We start from the raw sequence: 23,203 nt of genomic DNA on the forward strand, positions 1-23,203 counted from the left end.
AGGAACGACGAAGCAATCTTTCCTTTTCGCTTAGGTCCAGTTGCTAACCTCTGAGTACTCCGAAGGAACGATTGCTTCGTCGTTCCTCCTCGCAATGACAACGGTATTATGCTCACCCCCGAACTTCTCTTTGCCCTGCGCAACCTGCCCCTCGCCGCCAAGCGAGCGGCCGAAGGCTTTTTGGCCGGTGCCCACGCCAGCCGGCGGCATGGGGTGGGCATGGAGTTCAGCCAATACCGCCCCTACCTGCCCGGCGACGACCTGCGCCGCCTCGATTGGCGCCTAGCCGCGCGCTCGGACCGCTACTACATCCGGGAATCGGAGGTAGATACTAGCCTCACGGTAAACCTCCTGCTCGACGCCAGCGCCAGCATGAACCACCGCGACGACAACGGCCTCCGCAAGCTCGACTACGCCCGGCTGCTGCTGGCCGCGCTGGCTTACTTGGCTCAAAAGCAGGGCGACGCGGTGGGCCTGAGCATCCTGAGTCCGGCCGGTTTGCAGCACCTAGGTGCCCTTTCGGATACGCGCCAGCTGCCGCGCATTTACCACGCCCTCGAAACTACCGAGGCCACCGGCGCCTTCCCGAGCACAACTACGCTAGCGCCCCTCACGGCCCGCCGCCAGCGGGCGCTCACGGTATGCGTGAGCGACTTGTACGAGGAAGACGGGGAAATAACCCGCCTCCTAGGTCGGCTGCGGGCCACCAGTGGCGACGTGTTACTGCTGCACCTGGTGGCTGGCAACGAACTAAATTTTAGCTATAAAGGCCCCGTCACGTTTCGCGACCTGGAAACTGGCCAAACCGTTCAGCTCGACGCTGACCAGCAGCGTGGGACCTACCAGCAGCAGCTACAAGCGTGGCTGCGCGACACGGCCCAACAGGCGCGGCGGCAGGGGCTCGATTACCATTTGCTGAATACCGCCGAGCCGCTGGATGGAGCACTGCGCGAGTTTCTGAAACGCCGACAACAAATGGGATAGCAGCATACAGCTGCCTGTCCTGGCGAGGAGGAACGACGAAGCAATTTTTCCTTCACGTATACCTGACGTTTACTCACGATAAGGAAAGATTGCTTCGTCGTCCTCCTTGCCATGACAGTTTTTAATTGATTTAACTTGTTCACCCTCACCTCTCCTTCTGCGCTGTTTGCCTTGCTTGGCCTGCTGGTGCCGCTGGCCATCCACCTCTGGAACCGCCGGCCGGGGCAGGAGGTAGCAGTGGGCAGCCTGCGCTGGCTAACGGCCGGCGCCAACCGCCGCCTGCGCAACCTGCGCCTCGAGCAAGTGCTGCTGCTCTTGCTGCGAGCCGCGCTGCTGGCTGTGCTGGCCGTGGCGGTGGCGGGCCCGGTGTGGCGGCAGGTGCTGCCAGGTGGCCGGGGGCAGGTGCTGGTGAGCCCCGAACTAGCGGGCACTCGCTCGCTGGCCGCCGTGCGGCCAAGCATCGACTCGCTGCGGCGGCGCGGCTACGCCCTGCGCTGGCTGGGCCAGGGGCTGCCCAAAATTTCGGGTGCCGCTTGGCGGGCCGATTCCCTAGGTCGGCTACCGGATAGTGTAGTGGCCCTACGGCGGGCTGCTACAGCGGGCTTTTATTGGGAGCGCATCAGGCAGGCAGCTGACACCTTTGCCGGCCAGCCGCTATATGTGCTGACGCCGGCCACGCTGCGTGGCGCGCAGGGCACCCACAGCAAGCTCCCCGCTAATCTGACCTGGCAGACGTTGCCACTAACCACCGAAACCACTTGGCTGCAAGCCACCAACAGTAGCCGCGACAGCTTACGCCTACTCTTAGGTAGCAGCACCGAGCGGCAAACCACTTTCCGCACGGTAGCTGTGGCGCGGCCCGCGGCGGGGCAACAGCTCGCCGGCGCCAACCTACCACCCCTGCGCTACGAAACGCCTGGCAACGGCCAGCCGCAGGTGCAACCGCTACCCGCCACGGCCGCCGATTCGGGCCGCGCGCTAGCCGCCGTGCCGGTGCAGCCCGCCGCCCTGCGCGTGTGGGTGTACACCACACCCGCTTATGTCCAGGATGCACGCTACCTGCGGGCCGCGCTGCGGGCGGCCAGCGCCGGCTTGCCCGGCCCGCTGGCCCTGACGATAGCTTCTACCTTACCCGACCCGGCGAGCGCGCCCGACTGGCTATTCTGGCTATCGGCGGCGCCGATGCCCGCGGCTTGGCGCGGGCGCGTGGGCCAAGGGCTGCACCTCTGGCAAAGTGCGGCCGGGCCGGGCGTGGCCGATACGAGCGCGCTCGCCGCACTCAGCCCCGAGGTAGCGGCCCCGGTCAGCCTTTGGCGGCGGGCTAGTCAGCAGGCTAGCGCTACCGCCGAGCCGCTGTGGACCGACGGCCTAGGTCGCCCCGTGCTCACCCGCCAGGCCCAAGGCCAGGGGGCGTCTTATTACTTTGCTACCCGCCTCCACCCCACCTGGAGCGAGCTACCCGACAGCCCAGCGCTACCCGCGCTGCTGCTCGGCGTGCTGCGGCCCGAGCCAACGGGCGCCGCCCTAGCGCGCCTGACCGTCCACGACCAGCGCCGCCTCGACCCCGCCCAGCTACCCGCCCCCGCCACCAGAGTAGCCGGGCCGCCCGCTCCCACGGCCTTCCGGCTGCTCGATTTACGGCCGTGGCTGGTGCTGGCGGCGGGCTTGCTTTTGGCCCTAGAGCGTTGGTTGGCCAGCCGTCGGGCGGCCCTTACTTTATCATCTCCGGTATAATGCAGACCGTCGATTTCGCAGCAACGACTGACCTAGGGCAGGCCCGGCAGCACATTCAGGAAGTGGGCCGGCATTATGCTTGGCGCTACGCGGCGGCAGTGTTGCTGCCTACGCTGGCGGCCGGTGTGCTACTCGGTGTACTGGCACAAGCGTGGCCAACTGGGCGGCCCTGGCTAGTTGCGGCCGGCGTGGGCGTGGTCCTTATCGCGGTGTGGCAACTGTGGCCGCTGCGGCACCTAGGGCCAGCGGCAGTGGCACGGCGGCTCGACCGGCAGTTTGCTGAGCTCGAAGACAGCACCGGTCTGCTATTGGCACCCGCCGAGCCTAATCTGCTGGGCCAGTTGCAGCAGGCGCACGTAGCGCAGCAGCTAAGTCAGCTCCTGGCGAACGGTGCGGGACTGCTGCCCTTTTCGTTTAAGAAATCACTACTCATAACCGGGTTGCTACTCGCCAGCGCGGGACTACTCACATTGGTGCACCCCGCCCAGCAAGCGGTTGCGCCCGCCAGCGTAGCCGTGCACTTCACCCCTGACCCCACCCAGAAGCCAACTGCGGCGGGCCCAGCGCGCATCACAAACGTGCGATTGCTCGTGACGCCGCCGGCCTACACGCGGCGGGCGGCGTTTGTGCCCGCGCAGGCGTCGTTTCAGTGCCCGCAGGGGTCGCGGGTACGCTGGGTAGTGGAGGTAAATCGCGCTGTGCAGTCCGCTCCCATACTAGAAATAGGGAAGCAGCGCCAGCCGCTACAGCCGGTGGCGGGACAACCCAGGGCCTATTTTACGGAGCAAACCTTGGCCGCCCCGGCTCTGTATCGGCTGCGCTACGCCGGCCAGGTGTCTGACGACTATGCCATTGATGTGCGGCCCGACCAAGTGCCGGTGGTGCGCATCCAAACCCCGAAGCCGTACACGCTTATCGCGGCTATTGGCACCAAGCCCGAGGTGCCAGTGCGCGCCACCCTGCGCGACGACTACGGCCTGAGCCACGCTGAACTAGTCATTACGGTGGCGCAGGGGCAGGGCGAGGCGGTGAAATTCAAGGAAGTGCGCCGCGACCTGAGCGCGGCCCTAGGTGGCCAGCCCACGCAGGGTACGCTCAGCAACCTGCTTAGCCTGCCCAAACTGGGCATGACCTACGGCGATGAGCTATACTTCTACATCCAAGCTCGCGATACTCACGGCCAAAGCGCCCGCTCCGACACTTACTTGGTGCAGTGGCAAGACACGGCCGCCGCTACTAGTGCCCTCGACATGGGCATGGGCGTGAATACCGCCCCCGCTTACTTCCGCAGTGAGCGCCAGATAATTATCGATACCGAAAAGCTGATTGCCGAGCGCAAAAAGCTCACGCATGCCGAGTTTACGAACCGGGCCAATGCCCTAGGCTTCGACCAGCAATCGCTACGGCTGCGCTACGGCAAGTTTTTAGGGGAAGAATCGGAAAAAGGTCTGGGCGTAACGGCTGGCCCCTCGCACTCGCCCATTGCCGAAGACGACGATGCACCAACGGCCGAGCCTGCCACCCACGCCCCCATTGCGGAGGATGACCACGACGACCATGACCACGACCACAGCCACACGGCGGCCCCGCCCCGCCCCGGCACCCTAGGCTCACAAACCGCTGAAACCGACGCGCTGATGGACCCCTACATCCATAAGCACGACGACGCCGAAACCGCCGACTTCCTGGAACCCGCCGTGAAGGCCAAGCTGCACGCCGTGCTCGACGAGATGTGGGCCGCCGAGCTGCGCCTGCGCACCGGTCAGCCCGAGGCCGCGCGCCCCTACGAGTACCGCGCCCTGCGCCTGCTAAAAGAAGTGCAGCAGCAAACTCGCGCCTACGTTAAGAAAGCCGGCGTTACGCCCCAGCCTTTCCCGGAGGCTACCCTGCGCCTCACTGGCGAGTTGAAAGGTGCCGCCGCGCCGCACCTCACCGGCACCGTGCTGGCCCCCGCCGCCCAGCCCGCCGTGCGCGGGGCCTTGCGCTGGCTGGCGACTGCCCAAGCCGGCCAGCCCGGCCGCGCCGCCGATGCCACCACCCTCGACCAGGCTAGCCAAGTGCTGGCGCAAGCCGCTCTTCAAAAGCCCGGCGCCTATCTACCCGCCTTACGTGCCCTACGCACGCTAGCCACCGATGCACGCGCTGGCCGCATGCCCTGTGCCAGCTGCCTATCGGTAGCCGAGCGCGCCCTTGCCGACCTGCTCCCCTCTCCTACCCCCACCGCCGCCCCAGCCGTGGCACCCAACCGCCTGGCGCGTCGCTACTTCCAAGAGCTAGGCCAATAAGTGTACTACTGTGGACTCGTAAAGTCCACCGCTACGCTATTAACTATAAGAAGCACGGCCTTACTGCTTATTTGACACATCATTTTCTTATCGCGTATTGATTTCTCTTTTAGCTCATTATTTGCTACTGAGTGGCTGTATACTGCTCGGCGTGTGGCTAGTAGTAGCCGCTTGGCGGCGCCCCAACCCGCGGCGGCGCCTGCTACGCGTATTAGCTAGTGCGCTGGTGCCTCTAGGGCTTTGGTTCAGCGCCTATCCACCTACGCGGGCGGTGCCGACCACACAGTCGGCCGCCATCTTGCTTACCGAAGGCTACCAGCCCGACAGTCTGCGCCAGTTGCAGCGGCGGCTCGGGATGGGCACGCCGGTGTGGAGCTACGGCGTGCCCGCGCCCGCTGGCACCCGGCCCCTAGGTAGCCTGCTAAGCCTGGCTGAGCAGCGCCCAGCTCTGCGCCAACTGCACGTGCTAGGCTATGGCCTGCCTGCCGCTGACCTAGGCGCCTTGGGTAATGTACCCTTGCAAGCGCACGGGGCACCGGCCATCGAGGGCTTTCGGCAGGCGCACTGGAACCCTCAGCTGCGCCTAGGTCAGACACTAGTAGTAGAAGGTGCAGTAGCCCCATCTAAGGCGGTGGCTTGGGTGAGCCTGCGCGCCGTTGGCACCGGGCGCGACTCGGTACGGCTGACTAAGAGCGGCACCTTTCGGCTACGCTACTTGCCCAAAGTCGCAGGGCGGCAATTGCCTAAGCTAGTGCTGCGCCAAGCTGGCCGCGTGGTAGCCACCGAGCCCGTGCCGATTGAAGTAACGACCACTGAGCAGCCGCCCGTGCTACTGCTGGCCGCTGTGCCTTCGTTCGAATTTAAATTTCTAAAAAATAACCTCGCGGCACAGGGCCGGGCCGTAGGTTTGCGCAGCACCGTGAGCAAAGGCTTGGTTCAAACTGAGTTTCTTAACCAGCCCGCCCAAGCGCTCGACCATCTTACGCCGGCCCTGCTCAATCGGTACGCCGTGGTAGTGGCCGATGCCGCCACGCTGGCCGCCCTACCTCCCACCGAAAGCCAAGCGCTGCGCGCCGCCACCCAGGCTGGCCGCCTAGGTCTGGTAGTACTGGCCGATGTGGCGCCGCTACCCACTGCCGCGCCCGCTCGCGCCGACTTCAGCATCGTGGCCCAGCCCACTACCGGCCCCAGCGCCAACCCGCAGCCGGTAACCTGGCCCGGCGGCCCGGCTGGTCTGCGCACTACCTTACCTGCCCACTTGCGGCCCATGGCCACGCTGAAGCCGCTGGTGAGTGGCCCCAACGCGGCTCTGGTAGCTGCCAGCCGGCGCTATGGCCTAGGTACCATGGTAGTCTCGGTAGTTCCTAACACGTTTCGGTGGGCGCTACAAGGCCAAGAAACGGCCTACGGCGCCTTCTGGAGCCAACTGCTTGGTGCGGCCACGCCACCACCCGCGCTGGCTGCTACCTGGCAGCTGAGTAACCGCTGGCCCCGGCCGCACCAGCCGCTGACCCTACGCCTGAGTGGGGCCATGCCCGCTCCCACTGCGCTGCCTACCGTGCACCCGTTAGCGGGCGGAGCGGCCGTGCAATTAGCCCTGGGGCAGGACACCCGCCTACCTGAGTGGAGCGCGGCGCAGTTTTGGCCAAGCGCGGCGGGCTGGCACCAAGTGCAAGGGCCCGGCCGTACGGCTTACAACTTCTTCGTTTATGACTCGGCTGCTTGGCGTGGGCCCGAATTGGCTGAGCGCCAGCAGGCACTGGCGCGGCACCTAGGGGATTTCAAGGCTGGCAGTAACGCACCTGGTGCCGTGCAGGAGCCGTGGCCCACCGGCTGGTTTTTCGGGCTGCTCCTGCTAGCTGCTGGCTTTTTGTGGCTAGAGGAGAAGCTATAATGCTGTAAAAATAGGCTTTAAGCTGCTGACTCTTGAAGAGGCGCTGTGTTTTGCACGGCGCCTCTTTAGTTATGAGCTTTCTTAAAAGGTCTTAGTCGCTGCTACTGCCTAAGGCGCGCTTTAGTCGCGGTTAGCAGACTAACTCAGAATTTTTTCTTAGCCTACGCAACCGTTAGCGCAGCCTGACGGTCAAGCCCCCGATGCCGCTGCTATCAGGTCAGGCGTCCGCTTCTATTTCTGCTTATGCCAGTTGCTACTGCTATCTCCGACTCCCTGCTCGCGGCCTGTCGCCGGGGCGAGGAGGCCGCGCAGTTTCAGCTATATAATCAGCTTTCCTACAGTCTCATGGGCGTTTGCCTACGCTACTGTTCGAGTCGAGCCGAGGCCGAAGACGCCTTGCAAAACACCTTCGTCAAACTATTTACGCGCCTCGACCAATACCGGGGCGATGGCCCTTTCGAAGCATGGGCGCGGCGGGTGGCGGTGCACACCGCGCTGCACGCCGTGGCGCAGCACCGCCTGCGCCACCCCACCAGCACCGGCGCCGACGAGCTCGACGACTACGCGGCCGACCTGCCCAGCCTAGAGCCCTCCGCTCTGGACACCCTGGCGGCCGATGACCTACTGCGCCACCTAGCGGCGCTGCCTACCGGCTACCGCACGGTACTCAATCTCTACGCCATTGAAGGCTATTCTCACTCCGAAATCGCGCAGTTGCTGGGTATTTCTGAGGGCACCAGCAAGTCGCAGCTCGCCCGTGCGCGCCAACTCCTAGCTCAGCGCCTACGCTTAGCCAACTACAAAAATCTTTATCAAGCATGAACGCAGGCCCGACCCCGCCCCGCCCCGATGACGACGCCAGCGACCCGCTGCTGGCGGCGCTGCGGCAGCGCCTGGGCGACTACGGCCAGGCCCCGCCCCCTAGCGCCTGGGCCGCTATTAGAGAGCAGCTACCACCGCCGCGCCCTTGGTGGCAACGCACACGGCCGCTGCTGCTACTCTTGCTGCTGGGAGTAGTGGCCGTTACCACCACTGCTGTTCTGCGTGGGCAGATGGGTCAGCGAGGCCATGCAACTACTGCTGAGCGGCAGCTGGCGGGCAAGATGTTAAAGCATGATTTCATCGCCCCTAACCCACCTAGGAACGCAGGTCCAAAAATAGCTCCTGCTAAATCGGGGGCCGTAGCAACTGCTAGCTCTTCTACTTCTTCACCAGTAGCTGCCTCTCCTTTTTCTGCTACCACTGCCACGGCGACAACACTTGCTGCGACCAACACCCTAGCCCAGCCAACTGTCTCTCCTAATGCTTCAGCTCACTCACCAACCGGGCGCCCTTCGCGCATCGGCAAAACAGCTTCCGCAGATGCGAGCGGACTGCCTCTCACGGCAGATATAACTGGCGACCGTGCCTATAGTGAGCGGATACTGAAGCAGCCATCATTAACACCCACTAGCACACGCCGACGTAAAACTTCCATTACTTCGACTGGGCTTTCGGCCGCGCCGGAGTCGCGGGTTAAGAAGTCAGTAAAAGCAGTAAGCCCTGATGCAGCTTTCTCGATAGAAGCCGGCCGGTCGGTCACGGCTCGCGGCAAAAGGCACCGTACTCGGGCTGAAGGTTTTCTCACTCCGCAAAGCCCCTCCAAGCAGCACCGTTCGGTACCGTACGAAACTGCTCTTAACCGAGCTAGCCGCCAAGCCAAAACCTACTCAGCTACTCAGCGGGCTAGTGCTGGTACCCGGTTGCAGCCGCAGCCAGGTAGTACTGAGCTAGCTGCTGGGCCGCGTACCTCAGTGGGCCGGGCCAGCCAACTCGATTCCCTGGCACTACACACGGTAGCGCTAGAATTGCCACTGGCCTTGCCTCAGCCAGCACTTACCGCTCGGCCCGACTCCGTGCAGCCGGCCCTACCTAGGGTGGGGCGTTGGTCGGTGCTGGTGCTGGCCGGGCCTACCCTGAGCTATCGCACCCTAGGCCCGGCGCCCACGCTGGCGGCCCGGCATCCCGATTTTGCCCGCCTCGAGCGGCCGGCGCTAGGCCTCGGCACGCAGGTGCAAGTGCGGCGAGTGCTGTCGGGCCGCTGGGCGTTGGCCGCTGGCCTAGGATACCACGAGTACGCTACCCGGCTGGCCCTTGGTATTGTTGACACCAGCGGCCGTAGCCCTAGGTCGGTGCGGCAGCGCGATGTGTACCGCGTGCTTACTCTGCCGGTGCAGGTGAGCTACGCGCTGGGCGTGCCCCGCCAGCGGCTGGCCTGGGGTCTGCTGTTTGGCGTGGAGCCCAGCTGGTACCTAGGCGGCCGCAGCACCGAGGGTAGCGACTGTGGCTGCCAGCAGCGGGTATATCCAGCTGATTCAGCCAAGACCGGACCTTATCGCCCCTTGACGCTGGCGCTCAGCTTGGGGCTCGACTTACGCTACCGGCTCGGGGGGCCAGCTTCTCGCTGGCAATGGGTAGTGCAGCCCACCGCGCGCTACATCATTACCCCTTTTGTGCGCAGCGATGCCACTGGCTTCACGCGCCGTCAGCCCTTCAGCCTGGGGCTACTCACTGGTTTTTCCTGGGATTTGCACTAAGTACCGAAGTAGGCCGGCCGGCTGCTTCTACCTAGTGCTATTGTCCTCTTCCACCTTTTTTCCTGGCTTTTATGAATCGTTTGTTTCTCTTGCTCGGCTTGGCCGGGTTGCTGCTGGCGGCCGGCTGCCGCAAAGATGACCTAGTGGAGTGCGCCCCTACGCCTACCTCCAACCTATCGCTCTCCGAATTTACGCAGCGTAACGGGGCGCCCGTCCAATCTTTCAATATTACACTTAGCCCGGGTGGGGCGCCGCAGGTCATTACTACCACGGGCAGGGCTACGCTCACCTTCCCTGCCGATGGCTTTCTGCTGCCCACTGGCGCGGCAGCCACTGGCAGCGCGCAAGTGCGGGTACGTGAAATTTACTCAGTACCTGATATGATACTGAGCAATATGCCCACCCAAACCACCGGCGACCGGCGGGTGCTGATTTCGGGTGGTGAGTTTAGCATTCAGGTCTGGCAGAATGGCACTCGGTTGCGGCTGGCCAGCGGTTTCCGCGTGGTGGTAGCTTCACCACTGCCCGCAGGCGCGAGCGCCGGCCAGCAACTGCTCTGGCAGCAGCTAGCTACTCCAGTACCCGACTCGGCGGGCTGGGCACTGCCCGCGCAAGCTGGTAATGATAGCATCCGCCTCGGTGGCATTCAGCCTACTTTCTACACGCCCATCCCGCTAGACTCAGTTAGCTGGTGGAATATTGACCGCTTGTGGTCGCTCTATCAATCGGCTCCCATAAGAACCATTGCGGTGCAGGTACCTGCTATCCCAGCAGCTAGCACTGGTTCGACCCAGGTTTTTATACGAGTTACTAGCCTCAACGGCTTAGCTCGTTTATACCCTAGCAGAACAGTCAAAACCAACTGGATAGCCCAGTTGCCGACTGGCGCCAACATGGTGGCCGCGGTACTACAATCTGTCAATGGCCAACTCTACTTTGGCTCGCAACCACTTACCACTCAGAATGGCTTGGTCGTGACGCCCACCTTAACCGCCGTAAGCGAAGCCGATGCCGTGCGGCTAATCAGGCAGTTATGATAGTAACTTAAGCAGAATAGGATACACCTAACTTGCTTTTAATCAAGCATTCTTCTTTCGTAGCTTAGCAATTCTGACATTTACAGCGAGCTCGCCCTACTCTGACCTACAACAAGCTTATCCACTTCCTAACCTCTATTTGCCATGCGCGCTTCGTTACGCTACGTACTCTTTCTACTGGTAGGGTTAGTGGGGCTGCCGCACCTCGTGCCCGCCCAAACACTGGACCCCGCTTTTCATATTCCGGAAATCTACCAGCGAGCACCCGTAGCTGATGCCGCCCAGCAGCCCGATGGTCAGTACATAGTGGCTGGCTCCTTCACGCGTACTAATGGCCAAGCCAGCAATGTATTGGTTCGCCTAACTGCTGCGGGCGCAGTAGACCAAACCTTTCGCCAAAACTTGAGTGGTGCTGTCGTGCAGGCCCGGCAAGTATATCCCATGGCCAACGGCCAACTACTGGTGATAGGCAACTATCAGGCGGGGGCTGTGCAGCGCCGCTACCTGTTTCGGCTCAATGCCGATGGCACACTCGACCCTACGCTCACGCTCACCTTTCCGGGGTCCTACGCCTACCCGAGTGTCGTGCAAGCCTTAGTGCAGCCCGATGGACGCATCCTGCTCCTAGGCTACTTCAGCAGCAGCAATGCTGAGGTCTACCGCTTATTAAGCGACGGTTCGCGCGACCCCAGCTTTGCGGTGACGGTACGAACGGGCTCCCAAGACACGAAGATGCTATTACAACCCGATGGCAAAATAGTGTTGGGGGGCGATGTGCTACAGGTCAATGGTAATTCCACCCCCTTTATTGCGCGCCTCAATAGCGATGGCAGCACCGATGCGAGCTATCAGCCCGCGGCTTATACCAATGCGCGACTATACATCAATACCATTGCCCTCGATGCCAATGGAGCGCTGCTAGTGGGCGGCGAAGCGCTCAACGTAATAGGTGGCCGCAAGCAGGCCGTTTTTCGACTGCTTCCAAGCGGCGCCCTTGACCCGACTTTTACGCTCGATGCTAGCTTGCTGCCCCGCAGCTGCTCGCGCTTGGTGGTGCAGCCTGGCGGCCAAATCGTGGCGCTGTTCGCTACTTACGCATTCAGCGCTAATGGCACAACAACCAACTACCCCCTACGCGACCAGCTCGTGCGCCTGCTGCCCAGCGGGGCTTTAGACCCTGCTTTTCAACTGGGTAGCGGGCCCGACATGACGATAACCGATATTCGCAGCCAGGCCAATGGTTCTCTATTGACGTGGGGCGGCTTTCACAATTTTTCGGGTCAGCGCCGCACACTAGCGCTGCTTCAGCCCTCAGGCGCAGTCGACACTGGTTTTGCGCCCCTACTGCAAATGCCAGGCTCCGTGCAGAAAATACTACGCCAAGCCAATGGTAATATTCTACTCACTGGCAGCTTCAATACCATTGATGGTCACTTCACTGACTGCATAGCACGCCTGCTACCCACCGGGCAGCCGGATATAACCTTTTCGTGGCGGCAGCCCGCCAGCGCCACGCTCTCGCTTAAGGCTGCCGCTGTGCAGGCTAACGGGCAAGTACTATTGGCAGGTTCTACGCTCACTAGCAATAGCGCAGTTAGTACTCAACCCTTCTTTGTGCGGCTCGCCCTCGATGGCACGCCCGATGCCAGCTTTGCACCGACCCTAGCTATACCCGCCAACTTTTTGAGCGGCATTCGACTACTCGCTGAGCAAAGCAATGGGCTCATCCTGGTGGGAGGCAGCTTTGTGGATGCCACGGGCAAGGCCAATCTAACCCGCCTCACAGCCACGGGCAGCGTCGACAACTCTTTCTCACCGCCCCGTAATCAGCCAGTTGTTTACAGCGGGTTCGTGCAAGCCGACGGAGCTATTATGAGTGTGGGACCAGCTGCGCAGACTCCAAGCTATCAGTATCAGCAAACCGTTCAGCGATTGCTCGCCAGCGGGTCACCTGACGCCGCATTTACTTATTCGCCGCTTCCACCTTCATACGAAATTGGCCTAGCTGGCATTTTTGATGCGCCTGCGCTGCGTGGCTACGTCACCAGCGGTGTGTACGAGATAAACCGGACTACTCAGGTACTATCGCGCATATCGGCAACCGGCGCTCCCGTAGCTGATTTTGCCGCGCCATTTCAAGCTATTCCGGGCCCTGCGGAGTCTACACCAGGGGTAAGTAGCGTAGCAGTGCAGGCCGATGGCCGGCTGCTGGTAGGCGGCCGTATGCGCAGCCAGTCTGCGCCCGCTACCATCGCACTAGCACGATTAGAAAGCAATGGCCAGCTCGATACTTCCTTTTCTACTACATTTATTTCAAGCTCTGCCGCTTCAGTAAGTAGTGTAGTTATTCAGCCCGACGGTGCTACCCTTGTTGGCGGCGACTTTACGGAGGCCGGTGGCCAGGCTGCCACAGGGTTAGTTCGGTTACTAGCACCTACTCTGCTGGTTACCGTTCCTGCGGGCCAGCGCAGCAGTGCCCAGTTGGAGGCGTGGCCAGTACCGGCCCATGATGTATTGCATCTGTCTTTAGCAAGCGCCTCTTCCCCACAGCGCGTGGTACTACTCAATTTACTAGGCAAAACGATGCTTACCCAAGCAGCTTTGCAAACCGAGCTAACGCTGCCTGTTGCGACACTGCCGCGCGGCGTCTATGTGCTGCGTATAGAATACGCCGATGGCTCAGCTACCCGTTCGGTAGTGCTAGACTAAATTACAGCGTTTGCTAAGCCCAAAATAGAAAGGCCCTCTGTAATCATACAGGGGGCCTTTTTAATGGGTAACTTATCAACCTAGGAGCCTAGTACGCCCGCGCAAACCAGGCGCGGCGGGTGCTCGGCTTGCCGGTCACGATGCAAACGCCGTCCTCGTCGGGTTCGTTGAGGGGGAGGCAGCGCACGGTGGCTTTGGTTTGCTCCTTGATGAGCTCCTCGGTTTCGGAAGTGCCGTCGTAGTGGGCCACTACGAAGCCACCTTCGCCGTCGAGCACCGCCTTAAACTCGTCGTAGGTGTCGACGCGGGTGGTATGGGCATCGCGGTAGCTTTTGGCTTTGGTGTAGATATTGAGCTGAATGTCATTCAGCAGCTTATCTACGCTATCTACTACGTCGGCCAGGGGCAGTTGCAGCTTCTGCTTGGTGTCACGGCGGGCCGCTTCCACGGTGCCGGCATCGAGGTCGCGGGCGCCAATGGCCAGGCGTACAGGCACGCCTTTCATCTCCCACTCGGCGAACTTGAAGCCCGGGCGCTCAGTGTCGCGAGCATCCAGCTTTACCGAAATGCCGCGCTGCGCCAGGCCCTGCTGAATGGGCCGGATGCGCTCGATGAGCGCGTCGAGCTCACCGGTTTTGTAAATCGGGATAATGACGACTTGAATTGGCGCCAGCTTGGGCGGCAGCACCAGGCCCTCATCGTCGGAGTGGGCCATAATGAGCGCGCCCATTAGGCGGGTGCTCACGCCCCAGCTGGTGCCCCACACGTGCTCCAAGCCACCTTCTTTGTTGGCAAACTGTACGTCGAAAGCTTTGGCAAAATTCTGACCTAGGAAGTGGCTGGTGCCAGCTTGCAGGGCTTTGCCATCTTGCATTAGGGCCTCGATGCAATAGGTGTCTTCGGCGCCGGCAAAGCGCTCGTTGGGCGTCTTCACGCCCTTCACCACGGGCAGGGCAATGTGCTCTTCGGCAAACTCGGCGTACACGTCGAGCATCTGGCGGGTTTCGGCTACGGCCTCGGTCGCAGTGGCGTGGGCAGTGTGCCCCTCCTGCCACAAAAACTCGGCGGTGCGCAGGAACAAGCGCGTGCGCATTTCCCAGCGCACTACGTTGGCCCACTGGTTGATGAGCAGCGGCAGGTCACGGTAGCTCTGAATCCAGTTTTTGTAAGTGCTCCAGATGATGGCCTCCGAAGTGGGGCGCACAATCAGCTCTTCTTCGAGCTTGGCGTTGGGGTCTACGCGCAGCTTGCCCGGCTTATCAGGGTCGTTTTGGAGGCGGTAATGCGTTACCACGGCGCACTCTTTGGCGAAACCTTCGGCGTTCTTTTCCTCAGCCTCAAACAGGCTCTTGGGCACAAACAGCGGGAAGTAGGCATTTTCGTGGCCGGTGCGCTTGAACATGTCGTCCAGGGTGCGCTGCATTTTTTCCCAGATGGCGTAGCCGTAGGGCTTGATGACCATGCAGCCGCGCACGGCAGAGTTTTCGGCTAGGCCGGCGCGCTTCACCAGTTCGTTGTACCAGGCCGAATAATCTTCCTGGCGGGTAGGCAACTTCTTGCTCATATCGGGCATCTAGCGACCAGCTGGTCGACCTAGGCAACTGCTAGATCGAAACTGGTACAGGTTTTGTGTCAGTAACTTCGAAATAAAGGCACCGTTTTGGGGCGAAATTACGTTATAGTAACGTGCGCTGGGGCGGAATCTTCGTTGGTACTGTATCTTGTTCGGCCGGGCTCCGTTAGCAAGGCTTCACGTAGCTTCCATACGCGCGACATTTTTTTACTATCCCACTCAGCTGCAAGCTGATTTCGCCTTTTTTCAGCCATGAAAAAAATACTCACCGCTACGCTGCCGGCCCTGGCTGCGCTCGCACTTGGTGGCTGCGCCACCACAGGGGCTATCTCCTCCACGGAGGACGACGGGGTGTATTACTCCTCGGCCGACCGCACAACCGTGACGCCGTATGCCACTAACCAGTCGAATGGCTATGGCTACGAGACGGCTCGTGCGCAAACCCAGACCACCCAAACCACTGAAGATGCTAACCCCGACTACCAGGGTGGCACGCAGGGTACGGATGCTGGTACTGATTACTACGACGATAGCTACACTTCGGCATCGCCTAGTGGCTTTGGTCAGCCCTACACTGGGCCTGGCGTAAGCAGCTACAACTACACGCCCAATTGGTCGGTGTCGCCGTCGTTCTACGGCTCGCCCTTTGGCTACGGCACTGGCTTGAGCTTCGGCTATGGCCTAGGTGGCTTTGGCGGCTACAGCCCCTTCGGTTATGGCTTAGGCTATCCGGGTTACGCTGGGTTTTATGACCCCTTCTTCTCGCCCTTCGGCTATGGCTATGGTTCGGGCTTCAGCCTCGGGTTTGGCTACGGCTTCGGTGGGTTTGGCTATCCCTATGGTTTTGGCTCGCCGTTCGGCTACGGCTACTCGCCCTACTATGCTTATGGCCGGTACCCCTACGGGGGCGGTGGCTACTATGGTGGCAACTACTATGAGGGTGGTTACGGCGGAGCCCGTCGCTACGTTTACAAAAATGCCATCGTGAATGGTGGCTATCCCAATGGCTACGACCGCGATGCTATTCGAGTAGGTCGGCGCGATGGCCGGGCCGTTAATGCGGTAGGCGCATCAAGAGGCATGAACCCTGGCAACGCAGGTTATCCTGGTAACCCTGGTGGGGCGCCTGGCTCGTCGGGTGTGATTGGAGGCCGCCGCGTGGTAGGCGGCGCTGCTTCGGGCTTTGGCAATGCCGCCGCTCCGGCCCCTGGCCAGCTTACTGGCAACGACCCCACGGCCATTACGGGGGCCCAGCCCACCACGGGTGGCCGTCGTTTCGACCAGCCTACCGTGAACCCCAACTCGCCGAACGCTGGCAACCGCGGCGGCTGGCGCTCGATGGATGCAGGCACCAACGGTGGCTACAACCAGCCGCGCACCGATGCAGCTGCTAATAACCCTGGTGCTCCGCAGCCGCGCCGCGGTGGTTTCTTCCGCGATGTATTTGGTGCCCAGCCCAATGGAGGCGGCAACAACGGTGCTCAAAACGGCTTCTCGCAGCCACAGCAACGCGCCTTCTCACAACCACAGCAGCAGCAGCGTGCTTACTCGCAGCCCGACCGCGGCTTCCAGCAGCAGCGCATGGAGCAGCGTAGCTTCCAGCCTGCTCCTTCGCCAGCCCCGTCGTTTGGCGGAGGCGGTGGGGGCGGGGGTGCTGCCGGCGGCTTTGGCGGGGGTGGCGGTGGCCGCCGCGGCCGCTAGGCCGCTTGCATCTGGCTTTTCTTTTTGCTGAAACGTGTTTCGCAGGGAGCCGGCCCCACGGCCGGCTCCTTTTTTTCTCTCCTTTTTCCTATGAAAAAACGGATTCTCTGGCTTAGCCTGCCTCTGGCGCTTGGGCAGGCCAGCTACAGCTATGGCCAGAACGCTGACGACGCGTTGCGCTACTCTCGGCTCCAATTTGGGGGCTCAGCCCGCACCCTAGGTATCGGTGGGGCCAACGTGGCCCTTGGGGCTGATTACGGCAGCGTGAGCTCGAACCCCGCCGGCCTAGGTTTATACCAAAAGTCTGAGATTCAGATTACGCCCGGCTTCAGCATTGGGCAGGGCGAAGGAACGCTGCTCAACAGCACCAAGCCTGCCGGGCCACTTAGCCAAAATGCTAACAACTTCAACTTCAGCGGGGGTGCCGTGTTTTCGTCGCGTCGCAGCCGCCTAGGCTACGGCAATGACGATAGCGCTTGGAAGGGCGGGGCGTTTGCCATTGGCTTCACGCGCATCGCTGATTTCAACGGGGGCTCTAATTACTCAGGTACCGTCAACGACAATACATCGCTGCTACAGCGCCTGCGTGAGTACCGCGTGCCCCTCACGGGTACTAACAACGGCAGCATTGAAGACCAGTACAAAAATGGGTATACTACCCTCGATGGCCTAGGTTACGGCGCATTTCTCACGGAGGTAGATACAGGGAAACGCGGCCAGGATACGCTGCTGACGCAGACACGGCGGGGTGACATTGTGCAGGGCGAGCGTATCCAGACTACAGGCTCAATGTCACAGTTTGACTTGGCCTACGGCGGCTCGTATCGCGACAAGCTTTACATCGGTTTGGGGCTGGGCATCGTAACGTCGAATTTTCACTCGCGGCGCACCCTGACGGAGTCGGAAAGTGACCAGAGTACGCCGTTTGTCAACCTCGCTCTCTACGATGATGTGCAAACTAGCGGCACCGGCTTCAATGCGCGCCTAGGGCTGATTTATCGCGTTGTGGACGCCGTGCGCATTGGGGCTTCGGTACAAACGCCCACCTGGATGCGCATGACCGACACATACAGCCAGTCGCTCACCACCAATTTTAACTCTCCTAGCAACCCATCTGAGAACTATTCCCCCAGCACTGGTACCAATCAGTACGCCTACAACATTACCACGCCCTTCCGGGCCAATGGTGGGGTGGCCGTCACGATTGGTAAGTATGGCTTTTTGACCGGCGATATAGAATATGTGGGCTACCAGCAGGCACGCCTCGATAGTAATCCCAGCAGCACCCTAGGCGACAACGCCGACTTCTCGGACACGAATGCTTACATCCAGCAGAACTATGCCAAGGCTGTGAACCTGCGCTTTGGCGGTGAGGCACGGCTTGACATCTTCCGAGTGCGCCTAGGCTATGCCCGCTACGGCTCGCCCTACACGGCTACTACGGTGCTGAATCAGAGCGCCACTAACCTTGCTCAGAACAATTATACCGCGGGCCTTGGATTACGCACTGGCAACTTCTTCCTAGACGCAGCCGGCGTGTATAGTCGCTACAATACCTACTACTCACCCTACGAGCTCAGCAATAGCGCTAGCCAGCCTACGGTGCAGGTTAAAAACGACCGCTTCACCACTACCCTCACGGCAGGATTCACGTTCTAGCCTTAGGCAGCATCGCTACAGAAAGAAGGCCCGCCGAGCATTTTGCTCGGCGGGCCTTCTTTCTGTAGCGATGCCAAACAGATATAAGCTGAAGCTCTAGCCACGTGGGAAACCTAGGGCGAACCACGTGCTGGCCGCAGTAATAGGCGCTGGCTACTTAGCCATGCGCACTTGCAGTCGCAAGCCCGTGGTGGTGGTAGTAGAGGTAGAAACGGGCACACTCACAACTAGCAGTACACCGTAGCGCGGCGTAGTATCGGCGGTGCGAAAGGCATACACCTGGCCTGCTCGCACCGGGCCGATGACTCGGCCGTCGGTGGCAGCGCCTGAAGAAGCGGCAGTGAAGGCTGCTTGGATAGCCTGATTGGTGAACAGGGCACCAAACGTGGTGTCCGTTTGGGTGGTGAGGTAGATGCGCGTGGCGCGGCGGTTGACCGCCGGCCAGCGCTGGGCGTCAAGCTTAAAAATACCAGATGCCGGCGCGTCGGGCGTTACCAGCGTCAGGCCATCGGGCAGCAAGATGAGGTCGGTCAGCTTTTGTAAAGCAGCTTGGCTGGCGGGGCGGCTGGTAGTTGTGTTTAGCACTGTATAAGCGGGCAGGGCTAGGCCGGCTCGCAAGTGCAAAAAGCGCCGGGCCCCGGGCCGGTTGGCTGGCGATACTAGCTTCAGAACGTAGTCGTGGTAAGTGTTGAGCGAGTCGGGGCGGCGCATGCTCACTAAGAAAGCACGGCTGGCTAGCACCACCGTATCGGGCGAAAGCAGCTCGTATTCCCAGCGTTCGGAGCCGGTAGTGGTGCGCACCCCAAACACCGACGTAAACAACAAGCTTTTAGAAGTGGCCGGATTGGCACTCAGCAGCGTATCGAGGTAGATGAAGCCTCCATCGGGATTTTTGTTGATAGAATCGCGGTTGAGGGAGCTCACCGGCGTAGGGTACAGAAACGGATTGCGGCGCGGCGTGTACCGCACAGTAATACGCAGGCGGGTTAGGAGCTGGCTGGGGTCGTCGGGGTTGGCCTCTGCATAGATGCGGCTGGCCAGCGTATCGCCGGGCACCGTAGTCGTTTTATTGCTCGCCGTGAAGCGGGTGCTACCAATAAAATCGAGTCGCTGGGCATTTTTTTCGGACACATCGGTGCAGGCCGCCAGCAGGGCCAGACCAAAAAACAGCAACAGAAGGCGCATCATACTAACAAAGGTCGGCAACCGGGCGCGGATGCCTCGGCGTTCACCCTTGCCCAACGCCCAGCACCGCCTACTTATTTCCACCACCTAGGTAGTAGCGGCTGGCCTCGGCAAGCCGCCCGCGCATCTTCAGCCGGCTCTCACGCCCCTAGGTTACTTTTGTGCTTCAATGACAGCTGCCTTGCCCGCTTTATTTAAGAACACCGCCGGCCAGCTCACGGCCGACCCTGCCGGATTTTTACGCATGGACTGGTCCGGGGCTGCCCGCACCCTGGCCGATACCCAGGGCCTGCTCACCACCATGGCTCAGACTTTACAGCAGCGTGGCTGGGCCAAAGTACTGGCCAACCAGACGTTGATGCAGTCGTTCTCGCCCGCCGAGCAAGCCTGGATACAGGAGTGGCTACCGCGCGCCGTGCACGAGGGTGGCTACCGCTTCGGAGCTATTGTGGTGTCTACCGATACCTACGCGCGCCTGGCCACGGCCTACATCACGACCAATGTAGGCGGCCTGCCATTGCGCTACCGCTCCTTCGACGACACGGCGCAGGCCATCGCTTGGCTCCAGCGAGTGGGCTAGCCGGCACCTAGGAGATTAGGGTACCCTGCGGCGAGCCACTATCTTTGGCCTTCATGCCGGCCGAGTCAACCCTTCTTTTTGCAAATACTGCCGGCCAGCTAGCCGCCGACCCTGCTCGGTTTTTGCGGGCGCACTGGACCGCTCAGCCGCGTACCTTGGCCGATACGCAAGCCTTATTTACCAATATGGCGCTGCTGCTACAAAAGCGTGGCTGGAGTCGCATCTTGGTAAACCAGGTGGCGATGAAGCCCTTTTCGCCGGCCGAGCAGCAGTGGATAACGCAAATATGGCTGCCCCAGGCCGTGCGCGAAGCAGGCTACCGGGCGGGAGCCGTTGTGTTATCGACCGATACCTATACGCGCCTAGCCACGGCCTACATTACTACCAATGTGAGTGGCCTGCCGCTGCGCTACCGCTCCTTCGATACCGAGGCTGATGCCGTAGCGTGGCTACTACAACAACCGACTTAGGCGCCTCGGCGTTGTAGGAAGGCATTTCATTTATTGGTTCGCTTTGCGCCTGCTGATTTACTGCTGACTTTTACTTCATGCACGAGCTTTTTGCCGAAAACCAATCGTTCCGCGCCAATGGCCGCCTCTGGATAGAAGGCCCGGCCGACCGCTTTCTAGGCATTGGGCGGCTCGAACTACTCGAGCGTATCGCGGCCACGGGCTCTATCTCGCGGGCGGCCAAGGAGATGGGCATGTCGTATAAAAAAGCCTGGGACCTAGTAAGCTCTATGAATGCTCAAGCCCGGCAGCCGCTGGTGGGCACCCAGGCCGGCGGTGCTCATGGCGGCGGGGCGGCCCTTACCGAAGCCGGCGCTCAGGCGGTGGCCGAGTTTCAGGCCATGCAAGCTCGGTTTGCGCAGTTTCTGGCCGACGAAACGGCTCGGCTGTACCAGTAGCGCCTGGAAACTATACCTGTCTCCTGAAGAAACAGAAACTTAAAAACGGGTCATGCAGAGCGTAGCGAAGCATCTCGCGTGGCGCAGTAATCTTCAACGCTTGCAGACGTAACCACGCGAGATGCTTCGTTACGCTCTGCATGACCCGTTTTTAATAAAAATTAGTTGACCAAGTCTCTTATTTTAAGAGTTCCTCTGGCCAACGAAGTAGTCGGCACGGGCGCAGCCTCGCGCCATCAGTAGATAAGGAGTACCTAGGGGCATCTTTTGCTACCGACGAAATGGCTTGGGCCTGAGTTGCTGGGCAGCTGACTCCACTATCTCGGCTATGCGCTGCTGGCGCGTAGCGGGCCGCTTGGCAAGAGCTACCCATTGCAGCACGTTTTGCCGCACTGATTTGCTCAGGCTCAGAAAGTAGCGATGGGCGGCCGGTACGCTTTCTAGAGCTAGCGCTAAGTCGGCAGGCAGCACTAGGGCAGTGGCCTCATCGAGCAGCGACCACGAGCCGTTTTGCTGAGCGACTTCGATGCTAGCGAGGCCATATGGAGTCATGCGGCCTTCGGCAAGTAGGCGCGCTACTTTGTCTTTATTGACCCTCGACCACCCGCTGGTAGGCTTGCGGCGGCTGAAATACTGCTGGTACCGCTCGCCATCTAGCGGCTTAGCCTGGCTATCTATCCACCCAAAGCACAGTGCTTCGTCCACGGCCTGGCTCCAGGTTAGGCTGGGCTGGTTGGCAGCCTTCTTATAGTAAATCAGCCACACGGCCTGCTCCGTGGCATGGTGCGCTTGCAGCCACTCGCGCCAGTGCTGCGGGCTACTAGGGCAAAAGGTTGTAGGTTGCCTGGTGAGCTTCATGGCCGGCTACAGTCGGTTTATTTCATAGCCACCAAAATCAGATTGACGAACACCATGCCCGCCAGGTGGTAGCTGCCGGTGATGAGGCCATAGAAGAACGGCCGCGGCATATTGGGGTTGATGGCAATGTTGACTGTATTGCTCACCAGGTACCCTACCCCCACCAGCAGCGCAAAGCCTAGGGCGGGACCATAGGTATTGATATGGAGCGCGTAGAGCAGTACGGCGCAGGTAATGGTGATGAGGAGCGCGCACACGGCCGGCCCCACTATGTAGAGCGGGTCTTGGCTTTGACCAGCGGCCGGCTCGTGCTCTTTACCTAGTGAGGCCCGGTAGGGCTTGGGAAACAGCACCATGTACCACAGGGCACCCAGCATAAAATACGCCGCAAAAGCGACCAGCACACTTAGCCAATTGATGGAAGTTAGCACGTTAAACATGGCATCAAGAAAAATGAAGGGTTGAACAAAAGCGTTGTTGCTTGACCCTACAAAAGTCCTGGCCTCTACTGACAGCCCTGTGTCAGCAGCCTAGTCTGAGGTGCAAAAAAAATCGTGCGCCCGTTGCGCCAGCTCGCCTAGGTGGGTGCGCAGCGCGGGCGGCTCCACTACGGCCACGGCCCCCGCGTAGGGCAGCAGCCAGGCGGCTAGGTAAGGCAGCGAACCCAGAAACAAGGTCATTTCCAGGCTGCCATCGGGCAGCGGCTGCTCATGAGCCCAGCCATACTGGCGCTTGGTATCGTGAAGGCGCCGCGCGGCCTCGGGCATCATAGCGGCGGGCTGGAAGCGCAGCACGACTTTTTCCTTGGCTCGCCCGCGCTCGGCCTGGGCGGCCCAGTAGTGCTGCAAGGTTTCGGGGCGGGCCGCAAACACTTCTGCACCTAGGGCCAGGTGCTCGATGCGGTCGAGGCGAAACTCCCGAAAGGCCTGTCGCAGCCGGCAGTAGGCCACCACGTGCCACTGCTGGCTCAGGTACAGGCCGATAGGCTCGATGTCGCGCTGGCTGGGCGCCTCGGCGGCCGCGGCCTGGTAGCGCAGGTGCACTACTCGCTGCGTGGCTACGGCCGTAAGCAGCAGTTGGTGGGCATCGGCGGGGTGGCCGGCCCGGCTGGTGGGGCCGAGCACCTGGATGTGGGGCGCAAGGGTTTCGAGGTGGTCGCGGTCGGGGCGGCGCAGCACGGCGCGCAGCTTGTCCATGGCCGCGCCGGTGAGCTGCGCCGTGGGCGCATCGGTGAGGCGGGCAGCCAGCTTTTCGGCCGTGAGCAAGGCGGTAGCCTCTTCGCGGGTAAATAGCACGGGCGGCAGCCGGTAGCCCTCGGCCAGCGAGTAGCCTACGCCCGCCTCGCCGAAGAGTGGCACACCGGCCAGTTCTAGCGTGCGCAAGTCGCGGTATATCGTGCGCAAACTCACGCCAAACCGCTCGGCTAGGGCCGGGCCACTCACCACGCGTTTGGCTTGCAGCTGAATAAGAATGGCCGTGATGCGGTCGAATCGATTCATAAGGAAAAGGCACCTAGGCGGC

At 61.3% G+C, this 23,203-nt stretch carries 18 protein-coding genes; 13 read left to right on the forward strand and 5 right to left on the reverse strand.

The genetic code is table 11. The features are described from left to right. The first annotated feature begins 108 nt into the window (after nt 1-108). The 8 genes from FNT36_RS06860 to FNT36_RS06895 all read left to right on the forward strand — a co-directional run bounded on the left by FNT36_RS06860 (nt 109) and on the right by FNT36_RS06895 (nt 13,219). Nucleotides 109-984, forward strand: coding sequence for a DUF58 domain-containing protein (locus FNT36_RS06860; protein ID WP_144845792.1), 876 nt, complete (start codon nt 109-111; stop codon nt 982-984). Between the two features lie 135 nt (nt 985-1,119). Next, nucleotides 1,120-2,718, forward strand: a complete 1,599-nt coding sequence (locus FNT36_RS06865) for a BatA domain-containing protein (RefSeq protein ID WP_144845794.1) — start codon at nt 1,120-1,122, stop codon at nt 2,716-2,718. Continuing rightward, complete coding sequence (locus FNT36_RS06870) at nt 2,718-5,003, forward strand: DUF4175 domain-containing protein (protein ID WP_144845796.1); 2,286 nt, start codon at nt 2,718-2,720, stop codon at nt 5,001-5,003. The genes FNT36_RS06865 and FNT36_RS06870 overlap by 1 nt, the downstream gene beginning before the upstream one ends. 97 nt (nt 5,004-5,100) lie before the next feature. Continuing rightward, complete coding sequence (locus FNT36_RS06875; RefSeq protein WP_144845798.1) at nt 5,101-6,897, forward strand: hypothetical protein; 1,797 nt, start codon at nt 5,101-5,103, stop codon at nt 6,895-6,897. 243 nt (nt 6,898-7,140) lie between these two features. After that, on the forward strand, nt 7,141-7,719 hold the full coding sequence (locus FNT36_RS06880; RefSeq protein WP_144845800.1) for an RNA polymerase sigma factor: 579 nt from the start codon (nt 7,141-7,143) through the stop codon (nt 7,717-7,719). Then, nucleotides 7,716-9,473, forward strand: a complete 1,758-nt coding sequence (locus FNT36_RS06885; protein ID WP_144845802.1) for a PorT family protein — start codon at nt 7,716-7,718, stop codon at nt 9,471-9,473. The genes FNT36_RS06880 and FNT36_RS06885 overlap by 4 nt, the downstream gene beginning before the upstream one ends. Before the next feature lie 71 nt (nt 9,474-9,544). Further along, entirely contained in the window at nt 9,545-10,510 is a 966-nt protein-coding gene (locus FNT36_RS06890) for a hypothetical protein (RefSeq protein ID WP_144845804.1), read from the forward strand. A gap of 144 nt (nt 10,511-10,654) precedes the next feature. Continuing rightward, the gene (locus FNT36_RS06895; RefSeq protein WP_144845806.1) at nt 10,655-13,219 is read left to right on the forward strand and encodes a T9SS type A sorting domain-containing protein; all 2,565 of its coding nucleotides are present in this window, start codon (nt 10,655-10,657) and stop codon (nt 13,217-13,219) included. 88 nt (nt 13,220-13,307) lie between these two features. Here the strand turns inward: FNT36_RS06895 and proS are convergent, their stop codons facing one another. After that, a complete protein-coding gene (gene proS / locus FNT36_RS06900) occupies nt 13,308-14,783 on the reverse strand; it encodes a proline--tRNA ligase (protein ID WP_144845815.1) in 1,476 nt (491 codons plus the stop codon). A gap of 261 nt (nt 14,784-15,044) precedes the next feature. Between proS and FNT36_RS06905 the strand changes: the two genes are divergently transcribed. Both FNT36_RS06905 and FNT36_RS06910 read left to right on the forward strand, forming a co-directional pair. After that, entirely contained in the window at nt 15,045-16,493 is a 1,449-nt protein-coding gene (locus tag FNT36_RS06905; RefSeq protein WP_144845817.1) for a hypothetical protein, read from the forward strand. Between the two features lie 90 nt (nt 16,494-16,583). Then, nucleotides 16,584-18,152 carry an OmpP1/FadL family transporter gene (locus FNT36_RS06910; RefSeq protein WP_144845819.1) on the forward strand — a complete coding sequence of 523 codons (1,569 nt, stop codon included), beginning with the start codon at nt 16,584-16,586 and terminating at the stop codon, nt 18,150-18,152. A 153-nt stretch (nt 18,153-18,305) separates the two neighbouring features. On the opposite strand, the gene FNT36_RS06915 is transcribed toward FNT36_RS06910, so the two are convergent. Then, the gene (locus FNT36_RS06915; protein WP_144845821.1) at nt 18,306-19,340 is read right to left on the reverse strand and encodes a hypothetical protein; all 1,035 of its coding nucleotides are present in this window, start codon (nt 19,338-19,340) and stop codon (nt 18,306-18,308) included. Between the two features lie 166 nt (nt 19,341-19,506). Between FNT36_RS06915 and FNT36_RS06920 the strand changes: the two genes are divergently transcribed. The 3 genes from FNT36_RS06920 to FNT36_RS06930 all read left to right on the forward strand — a co-directional run bounded on the left by FNT36_RS06920 (nt 19,507) and on the right by FNT36_RS06930 (nt 20,824). After that, nucleotides 19,507-19,917, forward strand: coding sequence for a hypothetical protein (locus FNT36_RS06920; protein ID WP_144845823.1), 411 nt, complete (start codon nt 19,507-19,509; stop codon nt 19,915-19,917). Between the two features lie 53 nt (nt 19,918-19,970). Continuing rightward, a complete protein-coding gene (locus FNT36_RS06925; RefSeq protein WP_144845825.1) occupies nt 19,971-20,387 on the forward strand; it encodes a hypothetical protein in 417 nt (138 codons plus the stop codon). Nucleotides 20,388-20,464: 77 nt separating this feature from the next. Next, nucleotides 20,465-20,824: a winged helix-turn-helix domain-containing protein gene (locus FNT36_RS06930; RefSeq protein ID WP_144845827.1), complete on the forward strand. Its 360-nt coding sequence runs from the start codon at nt 20,465-20,467 to the stop codon at nt 20,822-20,824. A 270-nt stretch (nt 20,825-21,094) separates the two neighbouring features. Here FNT36_RS06930 and FNT36_RS06935 read toward each other — a convergent pair whose 3' ends face one another. The 3 genes from FNT36_RS06935 to FNT36_RS06945 form a co-directional block, all read right to left on the reverse strand. Further along, nucleotides 21,095-21,682: a YdeI/OmpD-associated family protein gene (locus FNT36_RS06935; RefSeq protein WP_144845829.1), complete on the reverse strand. Its 588-nt coding sequence runs from the start codon at nt 21,680-21,682 to the stop codon at nt 21,095-21,097. A 17-nt stretch (nt 21,683-21,699) separates the two neighbouring features. After that, nucleotides 21,700-22,122 carry a DUF1761 domain-containing protein gene (locus tag FNT36_RS06940; RefSeq protein WP_144845831.1) on the reverse strand — a complete coding sequence of 141 codons (423 nt, stop codon included), beginning with the start codon at nt 22,120-22,122 and terminating at the stop codon, nt 21,700-21,702. A gap of 90 nt (nt 22,123-22,212) precedes the next feature. Continuing rightward, the gene (locus tag FNT36_RS06945; protein ID WP_144845833.1) at nt 22,213-23,181 is read right to left on the reverse strand and encodes a helix-turn-helix transcriptional regulator; all 969 of its coding nucleotides are present in this window, start codon (nt 23,179-23,181) and stop codon (nt 22,213-22,215) included. Nucleotides 23,182-23,203 lie beyond the last annotated feature (22 nt).

This window comes from Hymenobacter setariae (assembly GCF_007713685.1).
Taxonomy (GTDB): Bacteria; Bacteroidota; Bacteroidia; order Cytophagales; family Hymenobacteraceae; genus Hymenobacter; species Hymenobacter setariae.